The 25,158-nt window shown below is 36.3% G+C and carries 27 protein-coding genes; 9 read left to right on the top strand and 18 right to left on the bottom strand.

Annotated features, from left to right (window positions below; all coding sequences use genetic code 11):
* Positions 1–5 precede the first annotated feature (5 nt).
* The 4 genes from ACQVV1_RS25130 (at position 6) to ACQVV1_RS25145 (ending at position 3,193) form a co-directional block, all read left to right on the top strand.
* Entirely contained in the window at positions 6–779 is a 774-nt protein-coding gene (locus tag ACQVV1_RS25130; RefSeq protein ID WP_063224786.1) for a sensor histidine kinase, read from the top strand.
* Positions 776–1,471, top strand: coding sequence for a response regulator transcription factor (locus ACQVV1_RS25135; protein WP_242252576.1), 696 nt, complete (start codon positions 776–778; stop codon positions 1,469–1,471). Before ACQVV1_RS25130 ends, ACQVV1_RS25135 begins: the two co-directional genes overlap by 4 nt.
* A gap of 3 nt (positions 1,472–1,474) precedes the next feature.
* A complete protein-coding gene (locus tag ACQVV1_RS25140; protein ID WP_242252575.1) occupies positions 1,475–2,779 on the top strand; it encodes an SLC5/6 family protein in 1,305 nt (434 codons plus the stop codon).
* Between the two features lie 228 nt (positions 2,780–3,007).
* Positions 3,008–3,193, top strand: a complete 186-nt coding sequence (locus ACQVV1_RS25145; protein ID WP_000038792.1) for a PspC domain-containing protein — start codon at positions 3,008–3,010, stop codon at positions 3,191–3,193.
* 70 nt (positions 3,194–3,263) lie between these two features.
* On the opposite strand, the gene ACQVV1_RS25150 is transcribed toward ACQVV1_RS25145, so the two are convergent.
* Positions 3,264–3,836, bottom strand: a complete 573-nt coding sequence (locus tag ACQVV1_RS25150; RefSeq protein ID WP_048531501.1) for a helix-turn-helix domain-containing protein — start codon at positions 3,834–3,836, stop codon at positions 3,264–3,266.
* Between the two features lie 100 nt (positions 3,837–3,936).
* Here ACQVV1_RS25150 and ACQVV1_RS25155 point away from each other — a divergent pair, with 100 nt between their 5' ends.
* Together ACQVV1_RS25155 and ACQVV1_RS25160 are read left to right on the top strand one after the other, a co-directional pair.
* Positions 3,937–4,902 carry a DMT family transporter gene (locus tag ACQVV1_RS25155; protein WP_063224783.1) on the top strand — a complete coding sequence of 322 codons (966 nt, stop codon included), beginning with the start codon at positions 3,937–3,939 and terminating at the stop codon, positions 4,900–4,902.
* 143 nt (positions 4,903–5,045) lie between these two features.
* Positions 5,046–5,711 carry an MIP/aquaporin family protein gene (locus tag ACQVV1_RS25160; RefSeq protein WP_242252574.1) on the top strand — a complete coding sequence of 222 codons (666 nt, stop codon included), beginning with the start codon at positions 5,046–5,048 and terminating at the stop codon, positions 5,709–5,711.
* Between the two features lie 59 nt (positions 5,712–5,770).
* Here ACQVV1_RS25160 and ACQVV1_RS25165 read toward each other — a convergent pair whose 3' ends face one another.
* The 3 genes from ACQVV1_RS25165 to ACQVV1_RS25175 all read right to left on the bottom strand — a co-directional run bounded on the left by ACQVV1_RS25165 (position 5,771) and on the right by ACQVV1_RS25175 (position 8,428).
* Positions 5,771–6,202 carry an Rrf2 family transcriptional regulator gene (locus ACQVV1_RS25165; protein ID WP_000512998.1) on the bottom strand — a complete coding sequence of 144 codons (432 nt, stop codon included), beginning with the start codon at positions 6,200–6,202 and terminating at the stop codon, positions 5,771–5,773.
* Between the two features lie 118 nt (positions 6,203–6,320).
* Positions 6,321–7,541, bottom strand: coding sequence for an ABC transporter permease (locus ACQVV1_RS25170; protein ID WP_212956585.1), 1,221 nt, complete (start codon positions 7,539–7,541; stop codon positions 6,321–6,323).
* A 2-nt stretch (positions 7,542–7,543) separates the two neighbouring features.
* A complete protein-coding gene (locus tag ACQVV1_RS25175; RefSeq protein ID WP_242252573.1) occupies positions 7,544–8,428 on the bottom strand; it encodes an ABC transporter ATP-binding protein in 885 nt (294 codons plus the stop codon).
* Positions 8,429–8,770: 342 nt separating this feature from the next.
* Here ACQVV1_RS25175 and ACQVV1_RS25180 point away from each other — a divergent pair, with 342 nt between their 5' ends.
* Complete coding sequence (locus ACQVV1_RS25180; RefSeq protein ID WP_242252572.1) at positions 8,771–9,598, top strand: 5'-nucleotidase, lipoprotein e(P4) family; 828 nt, start codon at positions 8,771–8,773, stop codon at positions 9,596–9,598.
* 24 nt (positions 9,599–9,622) lie between these two features.
* On the opposite strand, the gene motB is transcribed toward ACQVV1_RS25180, so the two are convergent.
* The gene (gene motB, locus ACQVV1_RS25185; RefSeq protein ID WP_242252571.1) at positions 9,623–10,411 is read right to left on the bottom strand and encodes a flagellar motor protein MotB; all 789 of its coding nucleotides are present in this window, start codon (positions 10,409–10,411) and stop codon (positions 9,623–9,625) included.
* Complete coding sequence (gene motA, locus ACQVV1_RS25190) at positions 10,401–11,195, bottom strand: flagellar motor stator protein MotA (protein ID WP_060632446.1); 795 nt, start codon at positions 11,193–11,195, stop codon at positions 10,401–10,403. Before motA ends, motB begins: the two co-directional genes overlap by 11 nt.
* A 264-nt stretch (positions 11,196–11,459) precedes the next feature.
* Here motA and ACQVV1_RS25195 point away from each other — a divergent pair, with 264 nt between their 5' ends.
* Entirely contained in the window at positions 11,460–12,239 is a 780-nt protein-coding gene (locus ACQVV1_RS25195) for a M15 family metallopeptidase (RefSeq protein WP_242252570.1), read from the top strand.
* A 36-nt stretch (positions 12,240–12,275) separates the two neighbouring features.
* Here the strand turns inward: ACQVV1_RS25195 and ACQVV1_RS25200 are convergent, their stop codons facing one another.
* The 4 genes from ACQVV1_RS25200 to sdhC form a co-directional block, all read right to left on the bottom strand.
* Positions 12,276–12,722, bottom strand: coding sequence for an acyl-CoA thioesterase (locus ACQVV1_RS25200; protein WP_063224775.1), 447 nt, complete (start codon positions 12,720–12,722; stop codon positions 12,276–12,278).
* A 93-nt stretch (positions 12,723–12,815) separates the two neighbouring features.
* Positions 12,816–13,577 (bottom strand): succinate dehydrogenase iron-sulfur subunit, encoded by a 762-nt coding sequence (gene sdhB, locus ACQVV1_RS25205; protein ID WP_060632449.1) that lies wholly within the window; start codon positions 13,575–13,577, stop codon positions 12,816–12,818.
* Entirely contained in the window at positions 13,570–15,363 is a 1,794-nt protein-coding gene (gene sdhA, locus ACQVV1_RS25210; RefSeq protein ID WP_060632450.1) for a succinate dehydrogenase flavoprotein subunit, read from the bottom strand. Before sdhA ends, sdhB begins: the two co-directional genes overlap by 8 nt.
* A 13-nt stretch (positions 15,364–15,376) precedes the next feature.
* Positions 15,377–16,003 (bottom strand): succinate dehydrogenase cytochrome B558, encoded by a 627-nt coding sequence (gene sdhC / locus ACQVV1_RS25215; RefSeq protein ID WP_000678354.1) that lies wholly within the window; start codon positions 16,001–16,003, stop codon positions 15,377–15,379.
* A gap of 300 nt (positions 16,004–16,303) precedes the next feature.
* Between sdhC and ACQVV1_RS25220 the strand changes: the two genes are divergently transcribed.
* Positions 16,304–16,753 (top strand): YslB family protein, encoded by a 450-nt coding sequence (locus tag ACQVV1_RS25220; protein ID WP_242252569.1) that lies wholly within the window; start codon positions 16,304–16,306, stop codon positions 16,751–16,753.
* Between the two features lie 114 nt (positions 16,754–16,867).
* Here the strand turns inward: ACQVV1_RS25220 and uvrC are convergent, their stop codons facing one another.
* The 8 genes from uvrC to ACQVV1_RS25260 all read right to left on the bottom strand — a co-directional run.
* Positions 16,868–18,652 carry an excinuclease ABC subunit C gene (gene uvrC / locus ACQVV1_RS25225; protein ID WP_309259389.1) on the bottom strand — a complete coding sequence of 595 codons (1,785 nt, stop codon included), beginning with the start codon at positions 18,650–18,652 and terminating at the stop codon, positions 16,868–16,870.
* 148 nt (positions 18,653–18,800) lie between these two features.
* On the bottom strand, positions 18,801–19,115 hold the full coding sequence (trxA, locus tag ACQVV1_RS25230) for a thioredoxin (protein ID WP_001018943.1): 315 nt from the start codon (positions 19,113–19,115) through the stop codon (positions 18,801–18,803).
* A 211-nt stretch (positions 19,116–19,326) separates the two neighbouring features.
* Positions 19,327–20,304: an electron transfer flavoprotein subunit alpha gene (etfA, locus tag ACQVV1_RS25235; protein WP_063224773.1), complete on the bottom strand. Its 978-nt coding sequence runs from the start codon at positions 20,302–20,304 to the stop codon at positions 19,327–19,329.
* Between the two features lie 36 nt (positions 20,305–20,340).
* Positions 20,341–21,114 (bottom strand): electron transfer flavoprotein subunit beta, encoded by a 774-nt coding sequence (etfB, locus tag ACQVV1_RS25240; protein WP_063224772.1) that lies wholly within the window; start codon positions 21,112–21,114, stop codon positions 20,341–20,343.
* A gap of 78 nt (positions 21,115–21,192) precedes the next feature.
* Complete coding sequence (locus ACQVV1_RS25245; RefSeq protein ID WP_309259390.1) at positions 21,193–21,969, bottom strand: enoyl-CoA hydratase; 777 nt, start codon at positions 21,967–21,969, stop codon at positions 21,193–21,195.
* 11 nt (positions 21,970–21,980) lie between these two features.
* A complete protein-coding gene (gene fadR, locus ACQVV1_RS25250; RefSeq protein ID WP_080468722.1) occupies positions 21,981–22,568 on the bottom strand; it encodes a fatty acid metabolism transcriptional regulator FadR in 588 nt (195 codons plus the stop codon).
* Positions 22,569–22,674: 106 nt separating this feature from the next.
* Positions 22,675–24,360 carry a long-chain-fatty-acid--CoA ligase gene (locus tag ACQVV1_RS25255; RefSeq protein WP_063224770.1) on the bottom strand — a complete coding sequence of 562 codons (1,686 nt, stop codon included), beginning with the start codon at positions 24,358–24,360 and terminating at the stop codon, positions 22,675–22,677.
* Between the two features lie 189 nt (positions 24,361–24,549).
* On the bottom strand, positions 24,550–25,158 hold a 609-nt coding region (locus ACQVV1_RS25260), incomplete at its 5' end, for a BclA C-terminal domain-containing protein (protein WP_431169673.1).

The raw sequence follows: 25,158 nt of genomic DNA on the forward strand, positions 1-25,158 counted from the left end.
TATGTATGTTAACTTATGAAGCATTTGCTGTATTAATAACGATACTTGTCTTAGCTCCAATTTTTGGAGCTATTATTTTATTATGTTTATTTATTTTTGAAAAACGAATCGATTTACTAGAAAGTGAAAAGAAAAAAATAGCACTAGAACGAGAGTTGCAACAGTCTTTATATCATCAACTTACGCAACAAATTCAGCCTCATTTTTTATTCAATACATTAAATACAATTTTAAGCTTAGCTCGTCTGCAGAGAACTGATGAAGTTGTCAAATCACTTGAGATCTTTTCTCTATTTTTAAAAGGAAAATATAAAACAACAGATTTGTTAATTCCTATTTCTGAAGAACTAACATACACGAATTATTATATCGAAATTCAAAAGATGCGATTTCGCTCAAGGCTTTCAGTAAGCATTACCTCTTCTGAAGATTTACATAATGCCCATATTCCACCTTTCGTTATTCAAACGTTAGTTGAGAATTCCTTTAAACATGGGCTAGAAAAAAAAGCGGGTCAAGCAATTTTAAATATTCATCTATATAATACAAATAACCGAATTACACTTCTAGTATCCGACAACGGTACTCAAAACGAACCTTTTACTTCCCATACGGAAGAAAGCGGGTACGGACTTGAAAATATAAAACAACGATTTCAGTTATTCTTTCAAGAACAAACTACGTTCTCTTTCCTCTCTACAAAAGAGAACGGCACGAAAGTAGAAATCACATGGCCTTTCATCTCAGAAAAAAACACAGAGGAGGTAATACAAAAATGAACGTGCTATTAGTAGATGACGAACCACTGGAACTGGAACAATTAGAATTTCTTATCCACCGTCAGTTTCCTAATTGGACACTGCATCTAGCTTTAGATGCGGATGAAGCTTTACGTATAAATGAAAAATTCTCGATTCATTTAGCACTTTTAGATATTCACCTTCCAGGTATATCCGGCCTACAACTAGGTGAAAAATTAAAAAGCAATAACTCTAACCTCGACATCATTATCGTAACCGCATATCAAAATTTCGATTATGCAAAACAATCTATTCGTCTAGGAGTTATTGACTATATAACAAAGCCAATTATAGAAAAAGAACTCTTTGATATATTACAAAAGTACAAAGGAGATTCCAATACTCCTTCCTACTCACGTATTATTCAAGATACATTAGACATCATCCATGAAACCTTTCATGACAAACTACACTTAGCAGACATCGCAGCTAAAATACATACAAATCCGACTTATTTAAGCCGACGGTTCCATGAAGAAGTAGGTATTTCATTTTCCGGATATATCATGCAATATCGGATTGAAATGTCACAGAAATATTTAACGGAACACCCACATTGGTGTATCTCTCAAATCTCTGAACGAGCTGGTTTTAATAGTCAGCATTATTTCAGTACTGTTTTTCGTAAAATGACCGGAATGACTCCGAAAGAATATAGAGGTGAGGGATAAATTGTGACGAAAAACAACTCGGCTTTCACACCTTTACAATTAGGTATCGGAACTGGTACTGTTCTTTTATTATCTAAATGGGTCGCAAGTATATCAACACTCGCTTTACCCGAATCTATTATCAATTATGGGCTAATCGCCGGTATTCTTTATGCGATGATTGGCCCTTTTACTCTTATTTTATTGGGGATTTTAATAAAAAAAATACGTTCTACATTCCCAGAAGGAGAATCCATTCACGATTACTTATCTTATAAACTTTCTCACAAAGGATATATAATTGTATGCTGTTTCCTCGTTCTATTAAGTATAGAAAGTATGTTCATTCAAACGAAAGTTGCTAGTATTTTACTTAATGTTTTTTTCCATATTCCATATACATTGGGTTCTTTCCTTTTCATTACCCTTTGTACAATATTCGTAATGTTAAGTAACGCTAAGCTATTTACTAAAATGGCTATTATGCAAACTGTATTAATGTTTTCTACCATGATTATTATTCCAATTTATTTTTTTGTGCAAGATGGCATTACCCATGTATACGATGGAATTCGCTTATATCACCCGTATTTGCTATTTTATGAAAATATAAACGGAATATATTTTATTACTGCCGGCATTCTCATCGAAACAGGAAGAGTATTAATAAGTCCCGCCTCTTGGGATAAAGCTTTCCGTATTCATCCTAAAAAAATCATTCCGACTTTTTTACTATCAGGGTTTATATGGATTACCATCCCTTTGGCGTTCGCTTCTCTAATTATGATAGTTATTTTTAGTGGGAGCTTAGATCATTTATATGATCTTCTAGCTCAACTTCCAAATAAAATAGAATTTACTATTTTATTTTATTTACTCGTTATCGGCTCTTTAAGCGCAATAACTTCTAGTTTTATTTCTTGGATGCATGGATTTACTAAACTCATTCGAGATTTTATACCGATGATACGTACAAAAATAAATTTCAAATTATATACAGCTCATTTTATTTCTATAGCTATCGGATTTTTAGCTTTTTTCATTACAATTACTACAAACTATACTATTTTAGAAATTATTTTTTTCTTTGGTATTCTTTATACATCTCTTATCATCACAATATTATTCGTTATTTTCAGCAAGCAAAAAATCAGCATCATTATACCGCTCATCTCGATTATTGGTGCTCTTTCCGGTTATGTAGTTTACTTCTTAATCGGTCCTTTAACGAGCATTTGGGTTAGTATAGCGGTTACTCTTTCACTAAGTATTTGTTATCTGTTTTCACATTGGATACACCAACAATTCAACTATAAAATGAAACAATAATATGAGGCCCTTTTGGTAGTTTAACTTTGCTACCTAAGGCCTTTTTATTTTTATCGTAAACTATTGTACTGCGCTATAAATTAGATTTATTATTTATATGACCTCACATCTAAATTGTAATACACGGTTCATTTTATAAAAAAATGTAATACAACCTCATAGTCTTCTCATAAATTTCCATATAGAATAGAAATATATAGTTTGATATAAAAGGGAGTTGATCGTAATATGTCAAAAAAATTATATAAATCCGAAACTGATAAAATGTTATTTGGTGTATGTGGTGGTTTAGGAGAATATTTTGATATTAGCTCTACTCTTATTCGCATACTTTGGGTTATTGCTATTTTATGTTTTGGAACGGGTTTTTTAGTTTATTTCATTTGTTTATTACTTATGCCACGTTCGTACTAATAACTTCATTCAATATATTTGAACAAAACATATAAAAAATCCCCTATAGTTTTTTCTATAGGGGATTTTTTCATGAAGAGTATTTCATCGTTAAATGTAATACTGCCACTTCATCTTCTTCATTTTTATAACTATGTTTCTTATTCGCTTCAAATTGAATGGAGTCAAACTCATTTAATTCGTATACATCATTCTCCACTTGAATCGATACTTTCCCTTTCATTACCGTTACAAGCTCAATAGCCCCTTCATGATGAGCTTCAGGTTCATATATACTATTTGATCGTAAACAAGCACGATGCATTTCCATCCCCGTTTCTTTCGTATAACGAAACATTGTTTCTAAATGCCACGCTTGTCCTACATCTACTGCAAATCCTTCTCCGCAGCGCGCAACAGCTACAGGTTCTCCAACAACCATCAATCTCGATAAAGGAATCGATAACCCTTTCGTTATTTTCCAAATGACAGCTAACGTCGGATTCGTTTCGCCTCTTTCAATCTTTCCTAATGTTAATTTACTAACCCCTGTTTTTTGAGCTAATTCTTCTAAACTTAATTTTTGTTCATTTCGAATTTGTCTTAATAACTGACCTACTTGCTGAATGACTTCTTTCGTTTGCATATCTTCATGTTCTTTCATCTATAAAACCACCTTAAAGTATAAAATAGTTTACTTTTACATAATTAAAGTATATTATACTATACATAATCATTTAATTCCAAAAGGAGTGTTATACTTCATGCGCGCAATATTATTAGGACTTTTATCATCGGCCTTTTTTTCTGCAACCTTTATTATTAATAGAGCGATGAATGTATCTGGAACGAGCTGGGCTTGGACAGCTTCCTTCCGTTTTTTATTTGCTCTCCCTATTTTATTCCTTATCGTTTTATTTCGCAAAAACTTTAACGGTTTATGGGAAGAGTTAAAGAAACATCCATTGGCGTGGATCGGATGGGGTTCTGTTGCAGGTATTGGTTTCTATTCTTTATTAAGTTTCGCAGCTGTCTTTTCTCCAGCTTGGCTCGTTGCTGGAACTTGGCAAGTTACGATATTAGCAGGTTTACTACTATCACCACTATTTTTCATTAAAATAGAGACGAAATCAGGAACAAAACTTGTACGCGGAAAAATTCCACTTCGCAGCTTATACGTTGCATTATTTATTTTACTTGGTGTAATTTGTATGCAGGCAACTGAAGCAGGCCACATTACAATGACTCAGTTCATTTCAGGTTTTTTACCTGTCGTGTTAGCTGCTTTCTTATATCCGTTCGGCAACCGAAAAATGATGGAGCTTGTTGGTGGACGTCTCGATACGTTCCAACGCGTATTAGGAATGGCAATTGGAAGTCTCCCTATTACTATTTTACTTGGCATATACGGATTTTCTACTACCGGTATTCCAACATCCAGCCAAATGCTACAAGGATTTTTATTAGCATTATGTTCCGGCGTAATTGCAACGATGACATTTTTCTTCGCTACTGACTTAGCCAAAGATAACTTCGCTCTACTTGGAGCTGTTGAAGCAACGCAAGCTGGAACGATGGTCTTTACCGTGCTTGGCGAAATTGTTTTCTTGAATGGTTCATTCCCTGGTGGTCTTTCCCTATTTGGAATGATTATTATTATGTTAGGAATGGTTGCCAATAGCGTATTAAACCGATCTGTTCCAGTCGTTAAACAGAAAAAAACAGCATGAAAAAAGAGTATGGTTCTATAACAAAGAACCATACTCTTTTTTATTGTCCCCCTATTTCGCCTTATCAGAATAGTATTTCATTAGCTGTTTATACTAAAACCTATGTTATAATACGTTTCATGCGCAATAATAGGAGGTAAATTATGTTAAAAAAAGCAATCGCTGAATTTATTGGTACATTTGTACTTGTATTATTCGGAACTGGAGTAGCTGTCATTGGCGGCGGAATTGAAGGAATTGGAACATTAGGAATCGCTATGGCTTTCGGTCTATCTATTGTAGCTATGGCGTATAGCATCGGAACAATTTCTGGATGTCACATTAACCCAGCAGTATCAGTAGCTATGTTCATCAACAAAAGAATGAACGCTATGGAACTTTGTTATTATGTATTAGCTCAAATTTTAGGTGGTTTATTAGGAACTGCAACGTTAGTAACAATTTTAAAATCTGCTAAAACACCTTTAGATAATTTAGGACAAAATGGTTTTGGAACTCTTGGTTTATCTGGAGCATTTCTAGTTGAATTCATTTTAACTTTCGTATTCGTATTAGTGATCGTTGCTGTAACAGGTAAAAAAGGAAGCTCTTCTCTAGCGGGATTAGTAATTGGTTTCACATTGGTGTTAGTTCACTTATTAGGTATTCCTTTAACTGGAACTTCTGTTAACCCAGCTCGTAGTATCGCACCAGCTTTATTCACTGGCGGAGAAGCACTTTCTCAACTATGGGTATTCATCGTTGCACCAATTCTTGGTGGTATCGTAGCAGCTATTGTTGGTAAATTCATTTTAAATACTGAAAAATAGAATTTTCAATATTTCTGAATAAAAAAAGGCGAGCCCTCATTATGAGGATGCTCGCTTTTTTATTCTTTCATTTTAGACTTTAAATTTGTAACTAATTGATCTACCGTTACATTTGCAAGTACGTTTTCCATCGCTTCTTGCGCCTGCATTAAAATAATTTCTAATACTGATTGAATATTAGCTCCTACTGGACATTCAATGTTGGGATTTTCATGGAAGGAAAATAGCTGTCCTTCTTCTACAACTTCCACTGCTTTATATACATCAAGTAATGTAATTTCTTCTAAATCACGAGCAAGTGTCGTACCACCTTTACCAGCTTGTACATCAACAAGTCCTGCTCTCTTCAACATTCCTGTAATGCGACGAATCACAACTGGATTTGTATTCACACTACCGGCAATCCATTCAGAGGTACAGCGAGAGTTTCGATCTATCGCAAGTAATGTCAGCATATGAACACCTACTGTAAAACGACTACTAATCCCCATCTGCACACCCTCCTTTGTATTCATTCTATTAAAAGACGACTCTTATTATTATATACTATTTTTAATTTATACATAAAGAAAAAGCATGATTTCAATAGGAAATCATGCTTTTCTCTCATTATTGACGCTTTATGAATTTTGCTAAATCTTTAAATTTCACTTTATCTGAGTAATTCATTACGCCGTTTACGTAAATGCGACTTGCAAGCATATTGACGATAGCAATAGTCACCAATAAAATGACTAAAGTCACAATAATCTCTACAGTTCCTGCTTCACCCGCTACAAGCCTTGAAAATGTAACCATAGGTGTAAAGAATGGAATATACGAACTAACTACAGCCAATGTACTATTAGGATCAAATAGTGATTTAATACTAATGAAAAATGCTGCTATACCTAACATTGTAATTGGGAACGAAAGAGATTGCACATCCTCAATTTTTGATACAACAGCACCAACCGCTGCATATAACATTGCATATAGTAAGTAGCCCGTAACAAAATATACAACGAACATACTAATTACTACAGCATCCAACTTAGAAAAGTCTAGTGCAAGTCCCACTAAAGATGCATTTTCTAGGTCTACCCAACCCAATAAATATGGTACAAGAAAACCGAGGGAAGCAGTAATAAGTAATAGTAAAGCACTAGAAACAATTGCTAAAATTTTGGCATGTAGCATTGTTAATGGTTTTACTTTAGGAAGCATTAACTCCATAACACGAGACGACTTTTCAGATGCTATCGTCGTCCCAATTGTAGTTCCAAACACGATAATAAACATATATAAGGCAAACGAGAAAACATAGCCAATGCCAAAGGAAGATGCATGATCCTTTACTGCCTCTTGTTTTAACGGAATTTCCATCTGTAACTGCTTTGCTACTTCTACTGATACATTATTCTTTTCAATCATTACCGCTGTATATTGTTCTTTTAAATAACTCGCCATAAGTGTAGCAGTTGATTGACTCGGAAAACCACTATACATATACGTCACTTCCGGAATACCATTCTTTTCTGTAATACGGAATAGACCGTCTAAATCCCCATCTTCTACTTGCTTACGTAACTCATTAAACTTATCCTTATTTTCTACAGTTACTTTAGCAGATGGAAGTAACTTTGTTACATCACTTTCTTGCACTTTATACGTATCACTTTCCGTTACTACGGCAAATTTATCTTTCCCTTTGTCATTATCAGCAGTGAAATGATTAAACGCAAAAAGTCCAAACACAACTAAAAATAAAATCGCACTCGTAATTAATGATTTTTTAGATAAAAACGCTTCTCTAAAATAAAATGAAAATACGTGAGAAAATTTACGCATCGTTATTTCGCCCTCTCTACAAAGATTTCGTTTAACGTCGGCTCTAACATTTTAAATTGTCGTAAGGTAACACCTTGTTCTTGCAATTGTTGTAAAATCTTTAGAGCTTCTGCATCATCTTGTACTTGCACATAAAGAAGGCCTTGTTGTTTTTCATACGATACATGAATAGATTCTAATCCCTTCTCATTCTCTTCTGTATCTTCAATCGTTAAATTGCGGAAACCGTACTCTTTTTTAATATCACTTAACTGGCCTTTTACGACAGCTTCGCCTTTTTTCAAAATACATACATGTTGGCAAAAAGCCTCTACTTGTTCCATACGATGACTAGATAAAATAATTGTCTTTCCGCTCTGTACTTGTTCTTCAATAATGCTAGCTAACATCCCAGCATTAACTGGATCCAGCCCGCTAAATGGTTCATCTAAAATGAGAAGTTCCGGATTATGAAGAAGAGCAGCAATTAATTGGATTTTTTGCTGGTTCCCTTTCGAAAGCTCTCCTGCCGTTTTAAATTTATATTCCGGTATTGCTAATCGCTCTAACCAGTGATCAATAGCGAAATCTACTTCTTTCTTCGTCATGCCTTCTAATCTACCAAAATATCGCAACTGGTCTATTACTCTACTTTTCGTATATAAACCTCTTTCTTCTGGTAAATAACCAATTGTTATCCCGCTAGTCCCAAATGGTTTTCCATCCCATGTAATAGAGCCTTCATTAGGCGTTAATAATCCGAGAAGCATTTTGATTGTCGTAGTTTTTCCTGCACCATTTCGTCCAAGTAATCCTAGCACTTCACCTTTTGGCAACGAAATTTGCAAGCCGTTCACTGCTTTTGATTCCCCAAATAGTTTCGTTAAGTTTTGAATTTGTAAACTCAAAGTATAAAGCCTCCCCTTAGTTTCATTCATACTCTCTTTCAAAGACTATGTTTATTCCGGATAAAATATAGCACTACACTTCATCCTCTTAGTATGTAACATCATCTTAATCCATCATTTGTTCTATTTAGTTAAAATTGTAAATAATATAGTTTCGTTTGTCAATTATAATTGTCATTTCGACAATAAAACTTGTCAAAATGATTCCCATCATTTTTCTCATCTTTCTAATATAGGACATACTACTATATATACAAAAGACAATATGCAAATGTTCATACAAAAAATATTATTTTTCGATATATAATATTAACTGATTTTCTAACATCAAGGAGGATACATATGAAGATGAAGAGGGGCATTACCACTTTATTATCTGTAGCAGTTCTATCTACATCACTTGTAGCATGTTCCGGAACACCAGAGAAAACAGTAGCAAAAGAAGAAAAAGCAAAATTAACAGACCAGCAATTAATGGCTGATTTATGGTATCAAACAGCTGGTGAAACGAAAGCACTTTACTACCAGGGATACAATATCGGTCAATTAAAGCTTGATGCAGCTCTTGCAAAGGGAACAGAAAAAAAACCTGCTATCGTACTTGATTTAGATGAAACTGTTTTAGACAACAGCCCTCATCAAGCCATGAGCGTAAAAACAGGCAAAGGCTATCCGTATAAATGGGATGACTGGATTAATAAGGCTGAAGCCGAAGCCCTTCCAGGCGCAATTGATTTCTTAAAATATACCGAGTCTAAAGGTGTAGATATTTACTACATCTCAAATCGTAAAACGAACCAACTAGATGCAACAATTAAAAATCTTGAGCGTGTAGGTGCTCCTCAAGCAACGAAAGAACATATATTACTACAAGATCCGAAAGAAAAAGGAAAAGAAAAACGACGTGAACTCGTTTCTCAGACACATAATATCATCTTATTCTTCGGTGATAACTTATCTGATTTCACTGGTTTTGATGGAAAGTCTGTAAAAGATCGAAATCAAGCAGTAGCAGATTCAAAAGCACAATTTGGTGAGAAATTTATTATTTTCCCTAATCCGATGTATGGTGATTGGGAAGGCGCTTTATATGATTATGATTTCAAAAAATCAGATGCAGAAAAAGATAAAATCCGCCATGACAACTTAAAATCATTTGATGCAAAATAAAGAGGATGGCATTCGCCATCCTCTTTATTTTACTTTCTCTGTTAAAGGCAAGATAAACACTTCCACACGTCTATTCTTTGCCTTTCCTTCTTGTGTATCGTTTGGAGCAATTGAACGGTATTCTCCGTAACCAATCGCACTAAATTTTCCTGGCTGTAATTCTTTATTTTGCAGTAATACTTGCATAAAATTAACTGCCCGCTGCGTACTTAACTCCCAATTCGATGCAAACTGCGCATTGGAAATAGGAACATTATCCGTATGACCGGATACTGTAATTTCACGAGGTGACGCTGAAACAAGTAAGCTTGACATCTCTTTTGCAATCCCTAAAGATTCTAATTTCACATCTGCTTTCCCCGAATCAAACAGTACATTTTCTAATATTGTTACCATTAATCCCTTTTCAGTTAATTTAGTTTGAAAAGAAGAGGATAATTGTTTCTCATTAATATATTGATCAATCTTTTTTTGTAATGCTTTCAATTCATCCATTTCTTTTTTTTCTTTGGCTCTAGCTTCTTCTTGTTTTTTTGTTTGTTCTGCCTCAAGGCTACTTGCTGATAATTCCTTTTCATCATTTGGCTTCTGATCACTTAAAAATTCTTTGTTACCTGTTCCACCAGCTAATTCACTTCGAAAAGCAACAGCCATCTGTTTAAACTTCGCAGCATCTATACTACTCATTGCGAATAAAACGATGAACAATGCAAATAACAACGTTAACATATCAGAATATGGGATTAACCAAGTTTCATCGATATGTTCATCATGTTTTTTCTTTTTGCCTCTTCTATTTTTCTTACTCCGCATTTTGTTCTGCTCCTTTTTCTAGCTTTTTACGCTCAGTTGCAGAAAGTGAACCTAAAATGCGGTTCTTCATAATAAACGGATATGTACCTTCTTGTAACATTAATAAACAATCAATGATTAAACGTTTTTTCTCGATTTCAGCTGCAGATTTTTGTTTTAACTTATTTGCAAATGGATGCCATAATACATAACCTGAAAAAATACCAAAAATCGTTGCAATAAACGCACCTGAAATAGCATGTCCTAACTTTTCAATATCAGTTAAATTACCAAGCGCAGCTACAAGACCGATAACAGCACCTAAAACCCCTAATGTTGGTGCATACGTACCAGCTTGTGAAAAAATTGCCGCTCCTTTTGCATGCCTTTCTTCAATTGCTTCTAATTCAGCTTCTAAAATCTGTTCTAAATCTTCTGCAGATACGCCATCAATCACAAATTTCATACCACGCAAAAGAAATTCATCTTGAATTTTGTCTAATTGTTGCTCTAAAGACAAAATACCGTATTTTCTACTTTCAGATGTCCAATGAACAAACAATTCTAGCAACTGTTCATAACTTAAATCCTTTTTATTTGAACCAAAAAGAACTTTAAATAATTTTGGAACCCTTTTTAGTTGATTCATCGGAAATGCGATACATACTGCAGCAAATGTACCGATAAAAATAATTAATGCTGCGGCAGGATTCAATAAGGCATTTACGTCAGCGCCCTTGACGACCATCCCTACTACCACTGCTACAAATCCTAAAATAAGTCCAATAATTGTTGCAAAATCCATTCCCATTCACTCCTAGTCTATACAAGAAGTTCTTTATTCTCGATAATCGCTACATCTTCTTATGTATATATATTACATAAAAAATTCATTTCATGAAAGATAAGAAATGAATTAAATGAAAAAATACTACAATTTCACACATTTTCTGACATTTTCTTTGCATTTCTATTACGTTACGACTCTTATATTTCTTTTTCAACAAACTAGACTTATAATAAAAACAATACATATTTTATTAAGAAAGGACTGTGATTACAAGGCATCATGAAAAAGATAATCATTATTTCTGCCACTACTATTGTAATCGGTATCACTTCTTTCGTTTACTTTGGTTCTAAATCATCACTACAAAATGAGGCGAAAGCTGTCGAAAGTCAACAGCATAGTAATCACCAAAAAGAAGAGATTCCTGCTTTTCCAAAAGCTGATCATAATGCAAAGAAACTAGACAATGATTTTTCCGTTGTAACAAATCCAGAATCTAATCTTGTCTTAGTTAATAAACACCGAAAACTACCAGACGGATACACACCTGAAGACTTAACAAGACCAAACGTACCATTTACTAGTCCGAAAGATAAAGAAAAAACGCTACTGCGCAAAGATGCTGCAGATGCGCTTGAAAATATGTTTGAGGCGGCAAAGAAAGAAGGACTTGAACTTACAGCTGTATCTGGTTATCGTTCATACAAACGCCAAAAATCATTACATGATACATACGTTAGACGTCAAGGAAAAGCTGAAGCTGATTCAGTAAGTGCCATTCCTGGTACAAGTGAACATCAAACCGGCTTAGCAATGGATATTAGTTCAAAGTCTGCTAAATTCCAATTAGAGCCTATTTTTGGAGAGACAGCTGAAGGCAAATGGGTGGCAAAACATGCGCATGAATTTGGCTTTGTCATCCGTTATTTAGAAGATAAAACAGAAACAACAGAATATGCATATGAACCGTGGCATTTGCGCTACATTGGAAACCCATACGCTACATACATATATAAACATCATTTAACATTAGAAGAAGCGATGAAAGACAAAAAATAAGAGAGCAATTTGCTCTCTTATTTTTCTTTTACTCTATCATTGTAGTAATTTTTTCTTCCATTCTTCAGGCCACGGTTCGCCTTTTCCGTTTTTTTTCGATGCTTGAACCATCATTCCACGACCAACTAAACAAACTTCTCCTGCCGCATTCTTCACCATATAATGCAAATCTAAAGAAGAATTCCCAACCGATCCCGCTTTTACATACACCTTCAACTCTTCATCAAAATATATTTGCTTAATAAAATTACATTGTAAATCTGCAACAACGATCATCGTTTCGGAAGATTCATGCGTCCATTCTTGCATAAATCCAAGTTCTTTAAACAATGCGATACGTGCTTCTTCAAAATAGGTAAAGGCAACGACATTATTTACATGCCCAAACATATCTACTTCACCAAAACGAACTTTTACAGGTTTGTAAAATGAAAAACCACTTTCCCATTGCTCAAAGTCTTCAATATAAGAAATCCTCTTCATTGTTCCCTCTCCTTTTCGCCTTTTTAATAAACTGAATAAACAGAAAAATAAAGTTATAAATATTGCCTCTTCAACATGAAGAGGCAATATTTATTAATAGTTATTGTCGCTACCAAAGAAATCTTTGAACGATTGAATTGTTGTATCACGGTTTAATGCCGCAATTGAAGTCGTTAATGGAATACCCTTTGGACATGATTGCACACAGTTTTGAGAATTACCACAGTTTGCAAGTCCTCCATCTCCCATAATTGCACGTAAGCGATCTGCTTTATGCATTTCACCCGTTGGATGTGAGTTGAATAAACGAGCTTGTGATAATGGCGCTGGTCCAATAAAGTCAGATTTACTGTTTACGTTTGGACATGATTCTAAGCAAACACCACATGTCATACATTTTGAAAGCTCATAAGCCCACTGACGTTTCTTCTCAGGCATTCTTGGCCCTGGTCCTAAGTCATACGTACCATCAATTGGAATCCAAGCTTTAACACGTTTTAGAGCATTAAACATGCGACTACGGTCAACTTGTAAGTCACGTACAACTGGGAATGTCTTCATCGGCTTTAAGCGAATTGGTTGTTCTAATTGATCGATAAGCGCTGTACATGATTGACGAGGTTTTCCGTTAATCACCATCGAACATGCGCCACATACTTCCTCTAAACAGTTCATATCCCATGCAATCGGAGTTGTTTGGCTTCCTTTTGAATCAACAGGATTACGACGAATTTCCATAAGCGCCGAAATAATATTCATATTTGGACGATATGGAATTTCAAACTCCTGGTCAAACGCTTGCGCGTCTGGCCCGTCTTGTCTCGTAATGATGAGGCGGATTGTTTTCTCAGACATGTTGTTTATCCCCCTTCTCTTCACCCTTAGCAGCTACATCGTGTTTTGAAGAATAATCACGTTTACGTGGTTTAATTAACGAAACATCCACGTCTTCGTAATGGAATGCTGGTGCATTTCCTTCTCCTTCAAATTTCGCCATCGTAGTTTTTAAGAAGTTAGCATCATCACGATTTGGGAATTCAGGTTTGTAATGCGCCCCACGGCTCTCATTACGGTTATATGCGCCAATTGTAATAACACGCGCTAACTCAAACATATTTGCAAGTTGGCGTGTAAATGAAGCACCTTGGTTACTCCATCTTGCTGTATCGTTAATGTTAATACGTTTGTAACGAGCCATTAACTCTTCAATTTTCGCATCTGTTTCTAATAGCTTTTTATTTTCACGAACTACTGTAACGTTATCTGTCATCCATTCTCCAAGCTCTTTATGAAGAACATACGCATTTTCGTTACCATCGAGCGTTAAAATATTGTTAAATTTCTCCGTTTCGATCAATTCATTTTGTTCATACACAGTAGATGAAACAGCATCAGATGATTTAGTAAGACCTTTCATATATTCAATTGCATTTGGTCCTGCTACCATACCACCGTAAATTGCTGATAATAGTGAGTTCGCACCAAGGCGGTTACCACCGTGCATAGAATAATCACACTCACCTGCTGCAAATAAACCTGGAATACTTGTCATCTGCTTATAATCAACCCATAGTCCGCCCATTGAATAGTGAACAGCTGGGAAGATTTTCATTGGTAGTTTACGAGGATCGTCACCTGTAAACTTCTCATAGATTTCAATAATTCCACCTAGTTTAATATCTAGTTCTTTCGGATCTTTATGAGAAAGATCTAAGTACACCATGTTTTCACCGTTAATACCTAGTTTTTGCTCTACGCAAACATCAAAGATTTCACGCGTTGCAATATCACGAGGTACAAGGTTTCCATAAGCCGGATATTTTTCTTCTAAGAAGTACCATGGTTTACCATCTTTATATGTCCAAACACGTCCACCTTCACCACGTGCAGATTCACTCATAAGACGTAATTTATCGTCTCCAGGAATTGCTGTTGGGTGAATTTGAATGAACTCACCGTTCGCATAATATGCGCCTTGTTGATATACAGCAGAAGCTGCTGTACCTGTATTGATAATGGAGTTTGTTGATTTTCCGAAGATGATACCAGGGCCCCCTGTTGCCATAATCACGGCATCAGCTCCGAAACTTTTAATCTCCATAGTTTGTAAGTCTTGTGCAACGATCCCTCGGCACACACCTTCATCATCAACAACAGCTCGTAAGAAATCCCAACCTTCATATTTCGTTACAAGTCCTGCTACTTCGTGACGACGTACTTGCTCATCTAATGCGTATAGTAATTGCTGTCCAGTTGTTGCACCAGCAAATGCCGTACGGTGATGTTGTGTTCCACCAAAACGACGGAAATCAAGAAGTCCTTCTTCCGTACGGTTGAACATAACACCCATACGGTCCATTAAATGAATGATACCAGGTGCTGCTTCACACATTGCTTTAACTGGTGGTTGGTTCGCTAAGAAGTCCCCACCATAAATTGTATCGTCAAAGTGAATCCATGGAGAATCCCCTTCACCTTTCGTATTTACGGCACCGTTAATTCCACCTTGGGCACATACAGAATGCGAACGTTTTACTGGTACTAAAGAGAACAGTTCAACATTTACTCCTGCTTCCGCCGCTTTAATCGTTGCCATTAAGCCAGCCAAGCCACCGCCGACTACTATAAGTTTCCCTTTCATGCTCTCCCACTCCTTACTGGTTTGCTAGCTGTGGATCGATGAACGCTAATAATGCACTCACACCTACATAAGATAGACCTAAGAAAATAGCTAATGTTACATAAGTAGAGATTCTTTGTGAACGTGGAGATACTGTAATTCCCCAGCTGATGCAGAATGTCCATAGTCCATTTGCAAAGTGGAAAATTGTTGAAACAACACCAACTAAGTAGAATGCAAACATAGCTGGATTGTTTAAAATATCTGCCATCATATCATAGTTTACCTCTTTACCTAACATTGCTTGAATACGAGTTTCCCAGACATGCCAAGAAATGAAAATCAGTGTAACGATACCTGAAATTCTTTGGAAGACGAACATCCAGTTACGGAAATAACCGTAAGAAACCGCATTGTTCTTAGCTGTAAATGCAATATATAAGCCATATATAGCATGGTACAGTATTGGTAAAAAGATAATGAAAATTTCTAGCGCATACCGGAATGGAAGGAGCTCCATAAAGCCTGCAGCTTTGTTAAAAGCCTCTGCTCCTCGTGTTGCAAAGTTGTTTACAATTAAATGTTGCGTCAAAAAGACACCAACCGGGATGACCCCCATTAATGAGTGCCACTTACGAAACGTATACTCGCGGCCTTTCATGTCCCCATTACCCCCCTTGAATGATTGACTGCTGTTTTCAGATTAGTTTATAGCAATAATGTTTTTTCACTATTGGCATAAGAAAAACTGAAAAAATTATTCGAAATATTTCAGCATAATTTGATACCAAGTTCATTTTACTCCTATTTTTGTCGAAGCGTCAAGAAAACGTATACATAATTTGCATATAATTTGCCAATTCTTTTTTTCTTCTTATATATTCAGATTTTCCTAAAGAAAAATCTGTTTTTATAAATGTGAAATGTTATATAATAAGCCCTATAGAAAGAGGGGAATATTGTGAGCAAAAATACAATCGATATAACATCTTTAGAAGATGTTTCATTGAACGCCTTCGCTTATGAATTGCTACGTGAAGAATTACTACCTGATTTAATTGGTAACGATTTAGATGGTATTTTATACTGGTCCGGTAGAAACCTTGCAAGAAAATATCCGCTAGAAACAATTGAAGAAGTCATTCAGTTCTTTGAAAAAGCTGGTTGGGGCACTTTAAGCATTACTGAACATAAACGTCGTGAAATGCAGTTCCAACTTAAAGGCACTCTCATTGCTGAACGTCAAAAACAAAACAGACATTCTTCTTATCAATTAGAAGCTGGATTCATTGCTGAGCAAATTCAGAAGCAACGAAACGTCGTAGCAGAGTCCTACGAAGAAAAGAAAAAACGTTCAGACTCTATTACATTTCTTGTGAAATGGGATATAAAAGATCTCATTGAAGTGTAGCCTTACCTACAGTCAACTAGACATATAAGTTTAGTTGACTTTTTTGTATTTTCATTCAGATGCGTTTATTTTAAATCTTCAGAAATTATATCAAAAAACAGAAGACATTGTAAACTACAACGTCTTCTTATCTGTTAAATACGTATAAATTGTTTCCGCGACATTTTTCGGCATACCCGCTTCGACAAATTCTGCTACAGAAGCTTCTTTCATCTTCTTTAATGAACCAAAATGTTTTAACAATACCTTTTTCCGTTTATCACCGATTCCTGGAATATCGTCCAGTGCTGATTGAATGACAGATTTCCCGTGTAATTGACGATGGAATGTAATCGCAAATCGATGCACTTCATCTTGAATGCGCTGCAATAAATAAAATTCTTGGCTATTCCTCTCAAGTATCACCGGTTCAGGTGGATCCCCAATAATTAAATGGGATGTTTTATGTTTGTCATCTTTTACAAGGCCTGCCATCGGAATATATAACCCAAGCTCATTTTCTAGAACATCACTTACAGCTGCCAGATGACCTTTTCCCCCGTCAATAATGATTAAATCTGGTAATGGTAAATTCTCTTTCAGTGCCCTTGTATAACGGCGCCTCACCACTTCTCTCATAGACTCATAATCATCTGGTCCTTGAACCGTTTTAATTTTATATTTCCTGTACTCTTTCTTCGCTGGTTTCCCATCGATAAAAGCAATCATTGCAGAAACAGGATTTGTTCCTTGAATATTTGAGTTATCAAACGCTTCAATACGATACGGTGTTTCAATCCCGAGCTGCTTTCCTAACTGATCTACAGCTTTAATCGTTCGCTCTTCATCACGTTCAATTAAATAGAATTTCTCTTCAAGGGCAATCTTCGCATTTTTATTTGCCAGTTCTACAAGATCTTTTTTCTTACCGCGTTTCGGCTGTGTCGCTTCCACTTCTAAAAAGTGCTCTACTAATTCTGAGTCTATACTTCCTGGAACGACAATTTCCTTCGGCTTAAAATGACTGCTGTTTTCATAAAATTGACCGATAAACGTTAAGAATCCCTCTTCTGGTTCATCGTAGATTGGAAACATAGAAACATCACGTTCGATTAGCTTTCCTTTTCGAACGAAGAAAACTTGAACACACATCCACCCTTTATCAACTGCATACCCAAACACATCACGATCCACTAAATCACTCATAATCATCTTTTGTTTTTCCATAATCGCATCGATATGAGCGATTTGATCACGTAACTCTTTTGCACGTTCAAACTCTAGTTTCTCTGAAGCTTCATACATTTTTGTTTCTAATTCTGAACGAACTTCTTTATGTCCACCATTTAAAAACTTAATAATTTCATCTACAATTTCTTTGTTTTGTTCTTCCGTCACTTCTTTCACACAAGGCGCTAAACATTGACCCATATGATAATATAAACAAACTTTATCGGGCATATTTGAGCACTTACGAAGCGGATACATACGATCTAGCAGTTTTTTCGTTTCATGAGCTGATTGTGCATTCGGGTAAGGGCCAAAATACTTTCCCTTATCCTTTTTCACATTTCGCGTAATAAGTAATCGCGGCTGTTTCTCAGCTGTAATTTTAATAAAGGGATATGTTTTATCATCTTTTAATTGAATATTATATTTTGGATCATGTTTTTTTATTAAGTTTAACTCTAAAATGAGAGCCTCTAGATTTGAAGAGGTTACAATATATTCAAAATCTACAATTTCTCCTACTAGCCGAAGTGTTTTCCCGTCATGCGAACCAGTAAAGTACGAGCGCACACGATTTTTAAGCACTTTTGCCTTTCCGACATATATAACTGTTCCTTGCTTATCTTTCATTAAATAACAACCAGGTTGATCTGGTAAAATAGCCAATTTCTCTTTTAAATGTTCGTGCACTCGTTACCCTCCATTTCTACATGCTTAGCATTTTTATTTTCACATGAAAACATACTATGCCAAAACACCCAACATACGTTCTTTTATTGTAACGGAAAGGTGTAAAAAAGGAAAATAAAAAAAGCTACCAAATGGTAGCCCTTTTATTTTAGAAGTGTTTAGAAACTAATTCTACTAACGCTTCTTTCGGTTTGTAACCTAACGCTTGATCAACTACTTTACCGTCTTTTAATACGAAAAGAGCTGGAATACTCATTACTTCGAATTGACGAGCAGTTTCTTGGTTTTCATCCACGTCTACTTTTACTACTTTTACTTTTTCGCCTAGTTCTGCATCAATTTCCTCTAATACAGGAGCGATCATTTTACAAGGTCCACACCAAGGTGCCCAGAAATCTAATAATACAACACCTTCGCTAGTTTCAGCTGCGAAGCTTTGGTCATTTGCGTTTACAATTGCCATTTTATTTCCTCCTTCAAGTATATTCTACCAAGAGTATATCATTAACTTATATACGTGGCGAATAATATGTATCGTTATGTATTGTAACAAAAAAGTGTTCCTTTATACTATATAAAAATACGGATTAAATACTAAAAAGATGAGAGACAGGGGATCTCTCACCTTTTTCTATATATAGGGGTACTTCACTTGGAACTCAAGGGTACTCAAATCATGAATGTACTTTTAACTTTTTAAACTCTTCTGTTAAAAGAGGTACGACTTCAAATAGATCGCCAACAATGCCATAGTCAGCTACTTTGAAGATACTTGCTTCTGGGTCTTTATTAATCGCAACGATTATTTTTGAGTTAGACATACCAGCTAAATGCTGAATCGCACCAGAAATACCGCATGCAATGTATAGGTCTGGCGTAACAACTTTACCAGTTTGACCAATTTGTAATGAGTAATCACAGTACTCAGCGTCACAAGCACCACGAGATGCCCCAACAGCGCCGCCTAGTACGTCAGCTAACTCTTTTAATGGTTTAAATCCGTCTTCACTCTTCACACCACGTCCGCCAGCGATAATAACTTTCGCTTCAGAAAGATCAACACCTTCTGCTGTTTTACGGACGACATCTTGAATGATTGTACGTAGGTCTTTCACATCTACTGTAATAGAAGATACGTCACCACTGCGAGACTCATCTTTTTCAAGTGTTGCAATGTTATTTGGACGCACTGTTGCAAATAATATGCCCTCAGTTACAATCTTCTTCTCGAATGCTTTACCAGAGTAGATTGGACGAGTGAAGATCACATTTCCACCCTCAACTTCTAAAGCAGTTACGTCAGAAACTAGACCAGCTTCAAGCTTCGCTGCTAATTTTGGTGATAAATCTTTACCAAGTGCTGTATGGCCAAATACAATACCTTCTGGATTTTCTTCAGCATATACAGCTAAAAATGCTTGTGCATAACCATCAGATGTATATGATTTTAATTTATCATTTTCAACTGTCACAACGCGATCTGCACCGTAATGAATCAATTCATTTGCAAAAGAAGCAACGCTGTCTCCAACTAGAAGACCTACTACTTCACCGCCTTCTGCAATTGTTTTTGCTGCCGCTACCGCTTCAAACGAAACGTTACGTAGCGATCCATCACGAACCTCACCCATTACTAATACTTTACGAGCCATAGATTTTCCCTCCTGCATATATAATTTCGTATTTTATTAGATTACTTTCGCTTCTGTATGGAGCAACGATACAAGTTCTTTTACTTGATCTTGCAGCTCGCCTTGTAACACTTTTCCTGCATCTTTCTTAGGAGGCAAATAGATTTCAATTGTTTTTGTCTTTGCTTCCACATCATCTTCTTCTAAATCTAAATCATCTAATTCTACTTCCTCTAGTGGCTTTTTCTTCGCCTTCATAATACCTGGAAGTGATGGATAACGAGGTTCATTTAAACCTTGTTGTGCTGTTACTAATACTGGTAATGATGTTTCAATTACTTCTGTATCACCTTCAACGTCACGTTCAATTTTCACGTTTGTACCGTCAATCTCAAGTTTTGTAATTGTCGTTACGTACGGCATATTTAATGCTTCAGCTACGCGTGGACCAACTTGTCCAGATGCACCATCAATTGCAACATTTCCGCCTAAAATTAAATCTGCATCTTTATCTTTTAAATATTCAGCAAGAACTTTTGCTGTCGTGAACTGGTCACCATTTTCCACATCATCTTCAATATTAATTAATACCGCTTTATCACAGCCCATCGCTAATGCTGTACGAAGTTCTTTCTCACTATCTTCGCCACCGACTGTTACAACAGTAACTTCTCCACCTTGTGCGTCTCTTACTTGAATTGCTTCTTCAATCGCATATTCATCGTAAGGGTTGATGATGAATTCCGCTTCGCCATCGTAAATTGCACCGTTTTTAATTACGATTTTTTCTTCTGTATCAAATGTTCGTTTCATGAGTACGTAGATGTTCATTCCATTTACCCCCTTGTTTTTCAGAAAGATTCTATCAATTTTAATTTTCTGTTAATTTATATTAAAAAAATAATTGTACTACCTGCCACTAAATGAAGGCTTACGTTTTTCTAAAAACGCTGCTACACCTTCTCTTCCATCTTCACTCGTAAATACTTCACCAAAGATTTGAGCTTCGTGTTGTACACCTTCATAATAATGAGACGATTTCGTCGTTTGCAATAACTCTAATACAGCACGAGTTGTCGCTGGGCTTTTTCCAGCAATCTGTTTTGCAACTTTAAGCGTATCATCTAAAAATGTTTCTTCAGCAAAAACTCCGTTAACAAGTCCCCATTTTAATGCTTCTGCACCAGTAATCGGTGTACTTGTTAACATCATTTCACAAGCTTTCGCTTTCCCAACATAACGTGGTAATCGCTGTGTACCTGCAAATCCAGGAATTAATCCAAGTGTTAATTCAGGTAAACCAAGTTTTGTACTTTCAGTTGCAAAGCGCATGTGGCAAGACATAGCAAACTCAAGGCCGCCGCCAAGTGCCGCTCCATGAATTGCCGCGATAACTGGTTTTGAACATTTTTCAACACGCTCAAACGTAACTTGTCCAAGCTGTGCTAATTCTGTCGCTTGCTTCGCTTCAGTAACAGATGTAAATTCTTTAATATCTGCTCCTGCTGAGAAGAAGCGCCCTTCACCGTGAATAACAACAACACGAATGTTATCATCCTTCTCCACTTGATCAATTAATTCAGTAACGTCATGCATAACTTGTGAAGACATCGCGTTAGCCGGCGCATGATTTAACGTTGCTACCGCGATATGATCTTCAACTCTTACAGATAGGAATTTCAACATGATCCCTCCCATTATTGACGATAACCACAAGCTGCGATAAGTAGCCCATGTACCGTTTTTGAAAGTGCGACCAGATCATACTTATGATCGCTCATTACCCAATTGGTCACAACTTCATCTACTGTTCCAAAGATCATTTGTCTTGCCACGCGAACATTTAAATCCGCTTGGAATTCACCTTGCTTTATACCTGTCTCTAAAATCTCATCCATAACTTGTAAGTAGCCTTTTAATACTTCATTTATTTTCAGGCGTAAGTCTTGATTGGACTGTCTTAGCTCTAATTGCGTAACGATAGCAAGAGGATCATTTTGTGACAACAGCAAGAAGTGCGTTTCTACCAACATGAATAACTTCGATACAGCGCTTTCAATTCCTGCTGTTTTTTGACGAATTGTTTCGACAAATTCTCCCATTTTCTCTTGGAATAAGGATATTAATATATCTTCTTTATTTTTAAAATATAAATAAATCGTGCCATCAGCTACCCCAGCTTGCTTTGCAATTTTAGAAACTTGCGCTTGGTGGTACCCATTCTCCGCAATCACAATGACTGCCGCATCAATAATTTGATTGTATTTCGGTCTATTTTTCCTCACTTTACTGTCCCCTTCAAGAAGATGACTGAATGAATAGTCATTCATATTCTTATAATACTGACTATTTAGAAAAGTGTCAATCCTATTTTTTCAAAAAGAAAGGGCCTTAGCCCGTTTGCTCATCCTCATTCTTTCTTTTCTCTTCATCAATTAGGACACGTCGTAAGATTTTTCCGACTGTCGTTTTCGGCAGTTCATCTCTAAACTCATATACTTTAGGCACTTTATAGGCTGCTAAATATTTACGTGCAAACTGGTTTAATTCTTCCTCTGAACACTCCGCACCTTCTTTTAACACAACAAATGCTTTAACCGTCTCTCCTCGGTACGGATCTGGAACACCGATTGTCACTACTTCTTGCACCTTTTCATGCTCATATAACACTTCTTCTACTTCACGAGGATATACGTTAAAACCGCTAGCAACAATCATATCTTTCTTACGATCTTTCACATAGAAGAATCCATCTTCATCCATGTAACCAACATCCCCTGTATGAAGCCATCCATCTTGCAATACAGCTGCTGTTTCCTCTGGCTTATTCCAATATCCTTTCATAATTTGAGGGCCTTTAACAACTATTTCACCAATTTCACCTGGAGGTAATGCCTCACCAGTTTCAAGCGACATAATTATTGCTTCTGTATCTGGCCATGGAACTCCAATACTACCTGGTACTCGCTTTTCCCATAAAAAATTACTATGTGTAACCGGAGATGATTCTGTTAAACCGTATCCCTCTACTAGTTTACCACCTGTAACTGTTTCAAACTTTTCCTGTACTTCTACTGGAAGTGGTGCTGAGCCACTAATACAAGCACGAATGGAAGAGATATCGTATTGTTTTAAAAGTGAGCTATTTAAAAGAGCGATATAAATAGTTGGTGCCCCTGGGAACAACGTCACTTTATGCTTCTTAATCGCTTCAAAAACCATTTTCATATCAAACTTTGGAATCAGAACCATTTTGTATCCTTGCATAACACTCAAATTCATGACAGCCGTCATGCCGTATACGTGGAAAAATGGAAGAACTCCAAGAACAACTTCTTCTCCTTCTTTGCAATTATATAACCAGTGAACCCCCATCAACGTGTTAGAAACAAGGTTTTTATGCGTTAACATAACTCCTTTCGGAAATCCAGTTGTTCCTCCTGTGTACTGTAAAAGAGCGAGATCATTTTCAGGATCACAAGGCACTTCAACATCCGTATTCACTTCTTTTTCTACTGAGTTCCAAAGATGAGTCGTTTCACTCTCTGATACTTTCACAACTAAATTCGACTGTTTTTTCTGCACAAATGGATACAATAGATTTTTAGGGAAGGGTAAAAAGTCCGCAATACGGGTTACGATAATATGTTCAATTTTTGTAGCAGATTGAACATTCGTTACTCTTGGAAACACTAAATCGAGACAAAGAATTACTTTTGCTCCCGAATCATGAAGCTGGTATTCTAATTCTCTTTCTGTATACAGTGGATTTGTTTGTACTACGATACCTCCCGCAAGTAATGTACCGTAATAGCCAATTACAGCTTGTGGACAGTTCGGCAACATAATAGCAACTCGATCACCCTTTTCCACACCGAGCTTTTGGAGATAATTTGCAAACCTCTTCACCTTATCATGGAAGTCTGAAAATGTAATATCCTTCCCTAAAAAGTGAAGCGCTTTCTTTTCTGGATAGCGAGAAGCCATCTGTTCTACATATCTATGAAGCGGCTGAATATCATAAGAAATCGTACTCGGAATTTCCTCTGGATAACTTTTCAACCATGGTTTTTCCACCTTCATTCCCCCTTCAAATACATAAAAAATAAATGAATGTTCATTCATGATGGTTGTTTTCATTATATTATAGTCGCCATAACGTTACAATCATAATATTCTGACTTTTATATAACTATGCTTTACTTCATTAACTTCTTATTATATGTAGAAACTCTCCTAATCTTCAAAGAGTAAGAGAGTTATTATTTAGCTTAATCTTATTATCGTTAACACAGCTCCTGGTGTAGTTGTTGATAATGTTGCAACAGCTAACAAACCAAATAGTTGCAAACTAATAGCACTTCCAGCCGCAAGAGTGGTAATAATTGTTGCACTAAACGATGTGGTTGCTAATGCAGGAGAATTGATAGTCCCAGCAAGGGGTGCACCATTAATTGTAATTCGTGAACTTACTAATAACGAAGCTGTTATGTTAATTGTATATGAAATATAATAATTCCCAGCATTTGCAACCGTAAATACCGTATTTCCCCCAGACACAGTAATTCCGGGACCAATGTTTTGATTATTTGGAAGCGGGACATTCGTTCCACCAAGAAGTACCGATATTGCTGTCCCCGACGTATTATTTGCAAATGCATACGTCGCCGTTATACTTGTACCAGTTGCTCCAGTTTCACCTGTTGGACCCGTTGCCCCTGTTATTCCCGTCGCTCCTGTTGAACCCGTTGCCCCTGTTATTCCCATCGCCCCTGTTGAGCCTGTTATTCCCGTCGCTCCTGTTGGACCCGTTGCCCCTGTTATTCCCGTCGCTCCTGTTGAACCCGTTGCCCCTGTTATTCCCATCGCCCCTGT

Origin of the sequence: Bacillus basilensis, assembly GCF_050630465.1 — a bacterium.
Lineage (GTDB): Bacteria > Bacillota > Bacilli > Bacillales > Bacillaceae_G > Bacillus_A > Bacillus_A basilensis.

Bases quoted from the DNA above. Each gene is read 5' to 3' on its own strand.
- etfB (WP_063224772.1), bottom strand. From the start codon at position 21,114: ATGAACATCTACGTACTCATGAAACGAACATTTGATACAGAAGAAAAA.
- ACQVV1_RS25200 (WP_063224775.1), bottom strand. From the start codon at position 12,722: ATGAAGAGGATTTCTTATATTGAAGACTTTGAGCAATGGGAAAGTGGT.
- ACQVV1_RS25180 (WP_242252572.1), top strand. From the start codon at position 8,771: ATGAAGATGAAGAGGGGCATTACCACTTTATTATCTGTAGCAGTTCTA.
- ACQVV1_RS25165 (WP_000512998.1), bottom strand. From the start codon at position 6,202: ATGGGGATTAGTAGTCGTTTTACAGTAGGTGTTCATATGCTGACATTA.
- etfA (WP_063224773.1), bottom strand. From the start codon at position 20,304: ATGGCTCGTAAAGTATTAGTAATGGGTGAGGTTCGTGATGGATCGCTA.
- ACQVV1_RS25170 (WP_212956585.1), bottom strand. From the start codon at position 7,541: ATGCGTAAATTTTCTCACGTATTTTCATTTTATTTTAGAGAAGCGTTT.
- ACQVV1_RS25145 (WP_000038792.1), top strand. From the start codon at position 3,008: ATGTCAAAAAAATTATATAAATCCGAAACTGATAAAATGTTATTTGGT.
- trxA (WP_001018943.1), bottom strand. From the start codon at position 19,115: ATGGCAATTGTAAACGCAAATGACCAAAGCTTCGCAGCTGAAACTAGC.
- ACQVV1_RS25160 (WP_242252574.1), top strand. From the start codon at position 5,046: ATGTTAAAAAAAGCAATCGCTGAATTTATTGGTACATTTGTACTTGTA.
- motA (WP_060632446.1), bottom strand. From the start codon at position 11,195: ATGGATTTTGCAACAATTATTGGACTTATTTTAGGATTTGTAGCAGTG.
- sdhC (WP_000678354.1), bottom strand. From the start codon at position 16,003: ATGAAAGGCCGCGAGTATACGTTTCGTAAGTGGCACTCATTAATGGGG.
- ACQVV1_RS25130 (WP_063224786.1), top strand. From the start codon at position 6: ATGTTAACTTATGAAGCATTTGCTGTATTAATAACGATACTTGTCTTA.
- ACQVV1_RS25135 (WP_242252576.1), top strand. From the start codon at position 776: ATGAACGTGCTATTAGTAGATGACGAACCACTGGAACTGGAACAATTA.
- ACQVV1_RS25245 (WP_309259390.1), bottom strand. From the start codon at position 21,969: ATGTTGAAATTCCTATCTGTAAGAGTTGAAGATCATATCGCGGTAGCA.
- ACQVV1_RS25150 (WP_048531501.1), bottom strand. From the start codon at position 3,836: ATGAAAGAACATGAAGATATGCAAACGAAAGAAGTCATTCAGCAAGTA.
- sdhB (WP_060632449.1), bottom strand. From the start codon at position 13,577: ATGTCTGAGAAAACAATCCGCCTCATCATTACGAGACAAGACGGGCCA.
- ACQVV1_RS25155 (WP_063224783.1), top strand. From the start codon at position 3,937: ATGCGCGCAATATTATTAGGACTTTTATCATCGGCCTTTTTTTCTGCA.
- ACQVV1_RS25195 (WP_242252570.1), top strand. From the start codon at position 11,460: ATGAAAAAGATAATCATTATTTCTGCCACTACTATTGTAATCGGTATC.
- motB (WP_242252571.1), bottom strand. From the start codon at position 10,411: ATGCGGAGTAAGAAAAATAGAAGAGGCAAAAAGAAAAAACATGATGAA.
- sdhA (WP_060632450.1), bottom strand. From the start codon at position 15,363: ATGAAAGGGAAACTTATAGTAGTCGGCGGTGGCTTGGCTGGCTTAATG.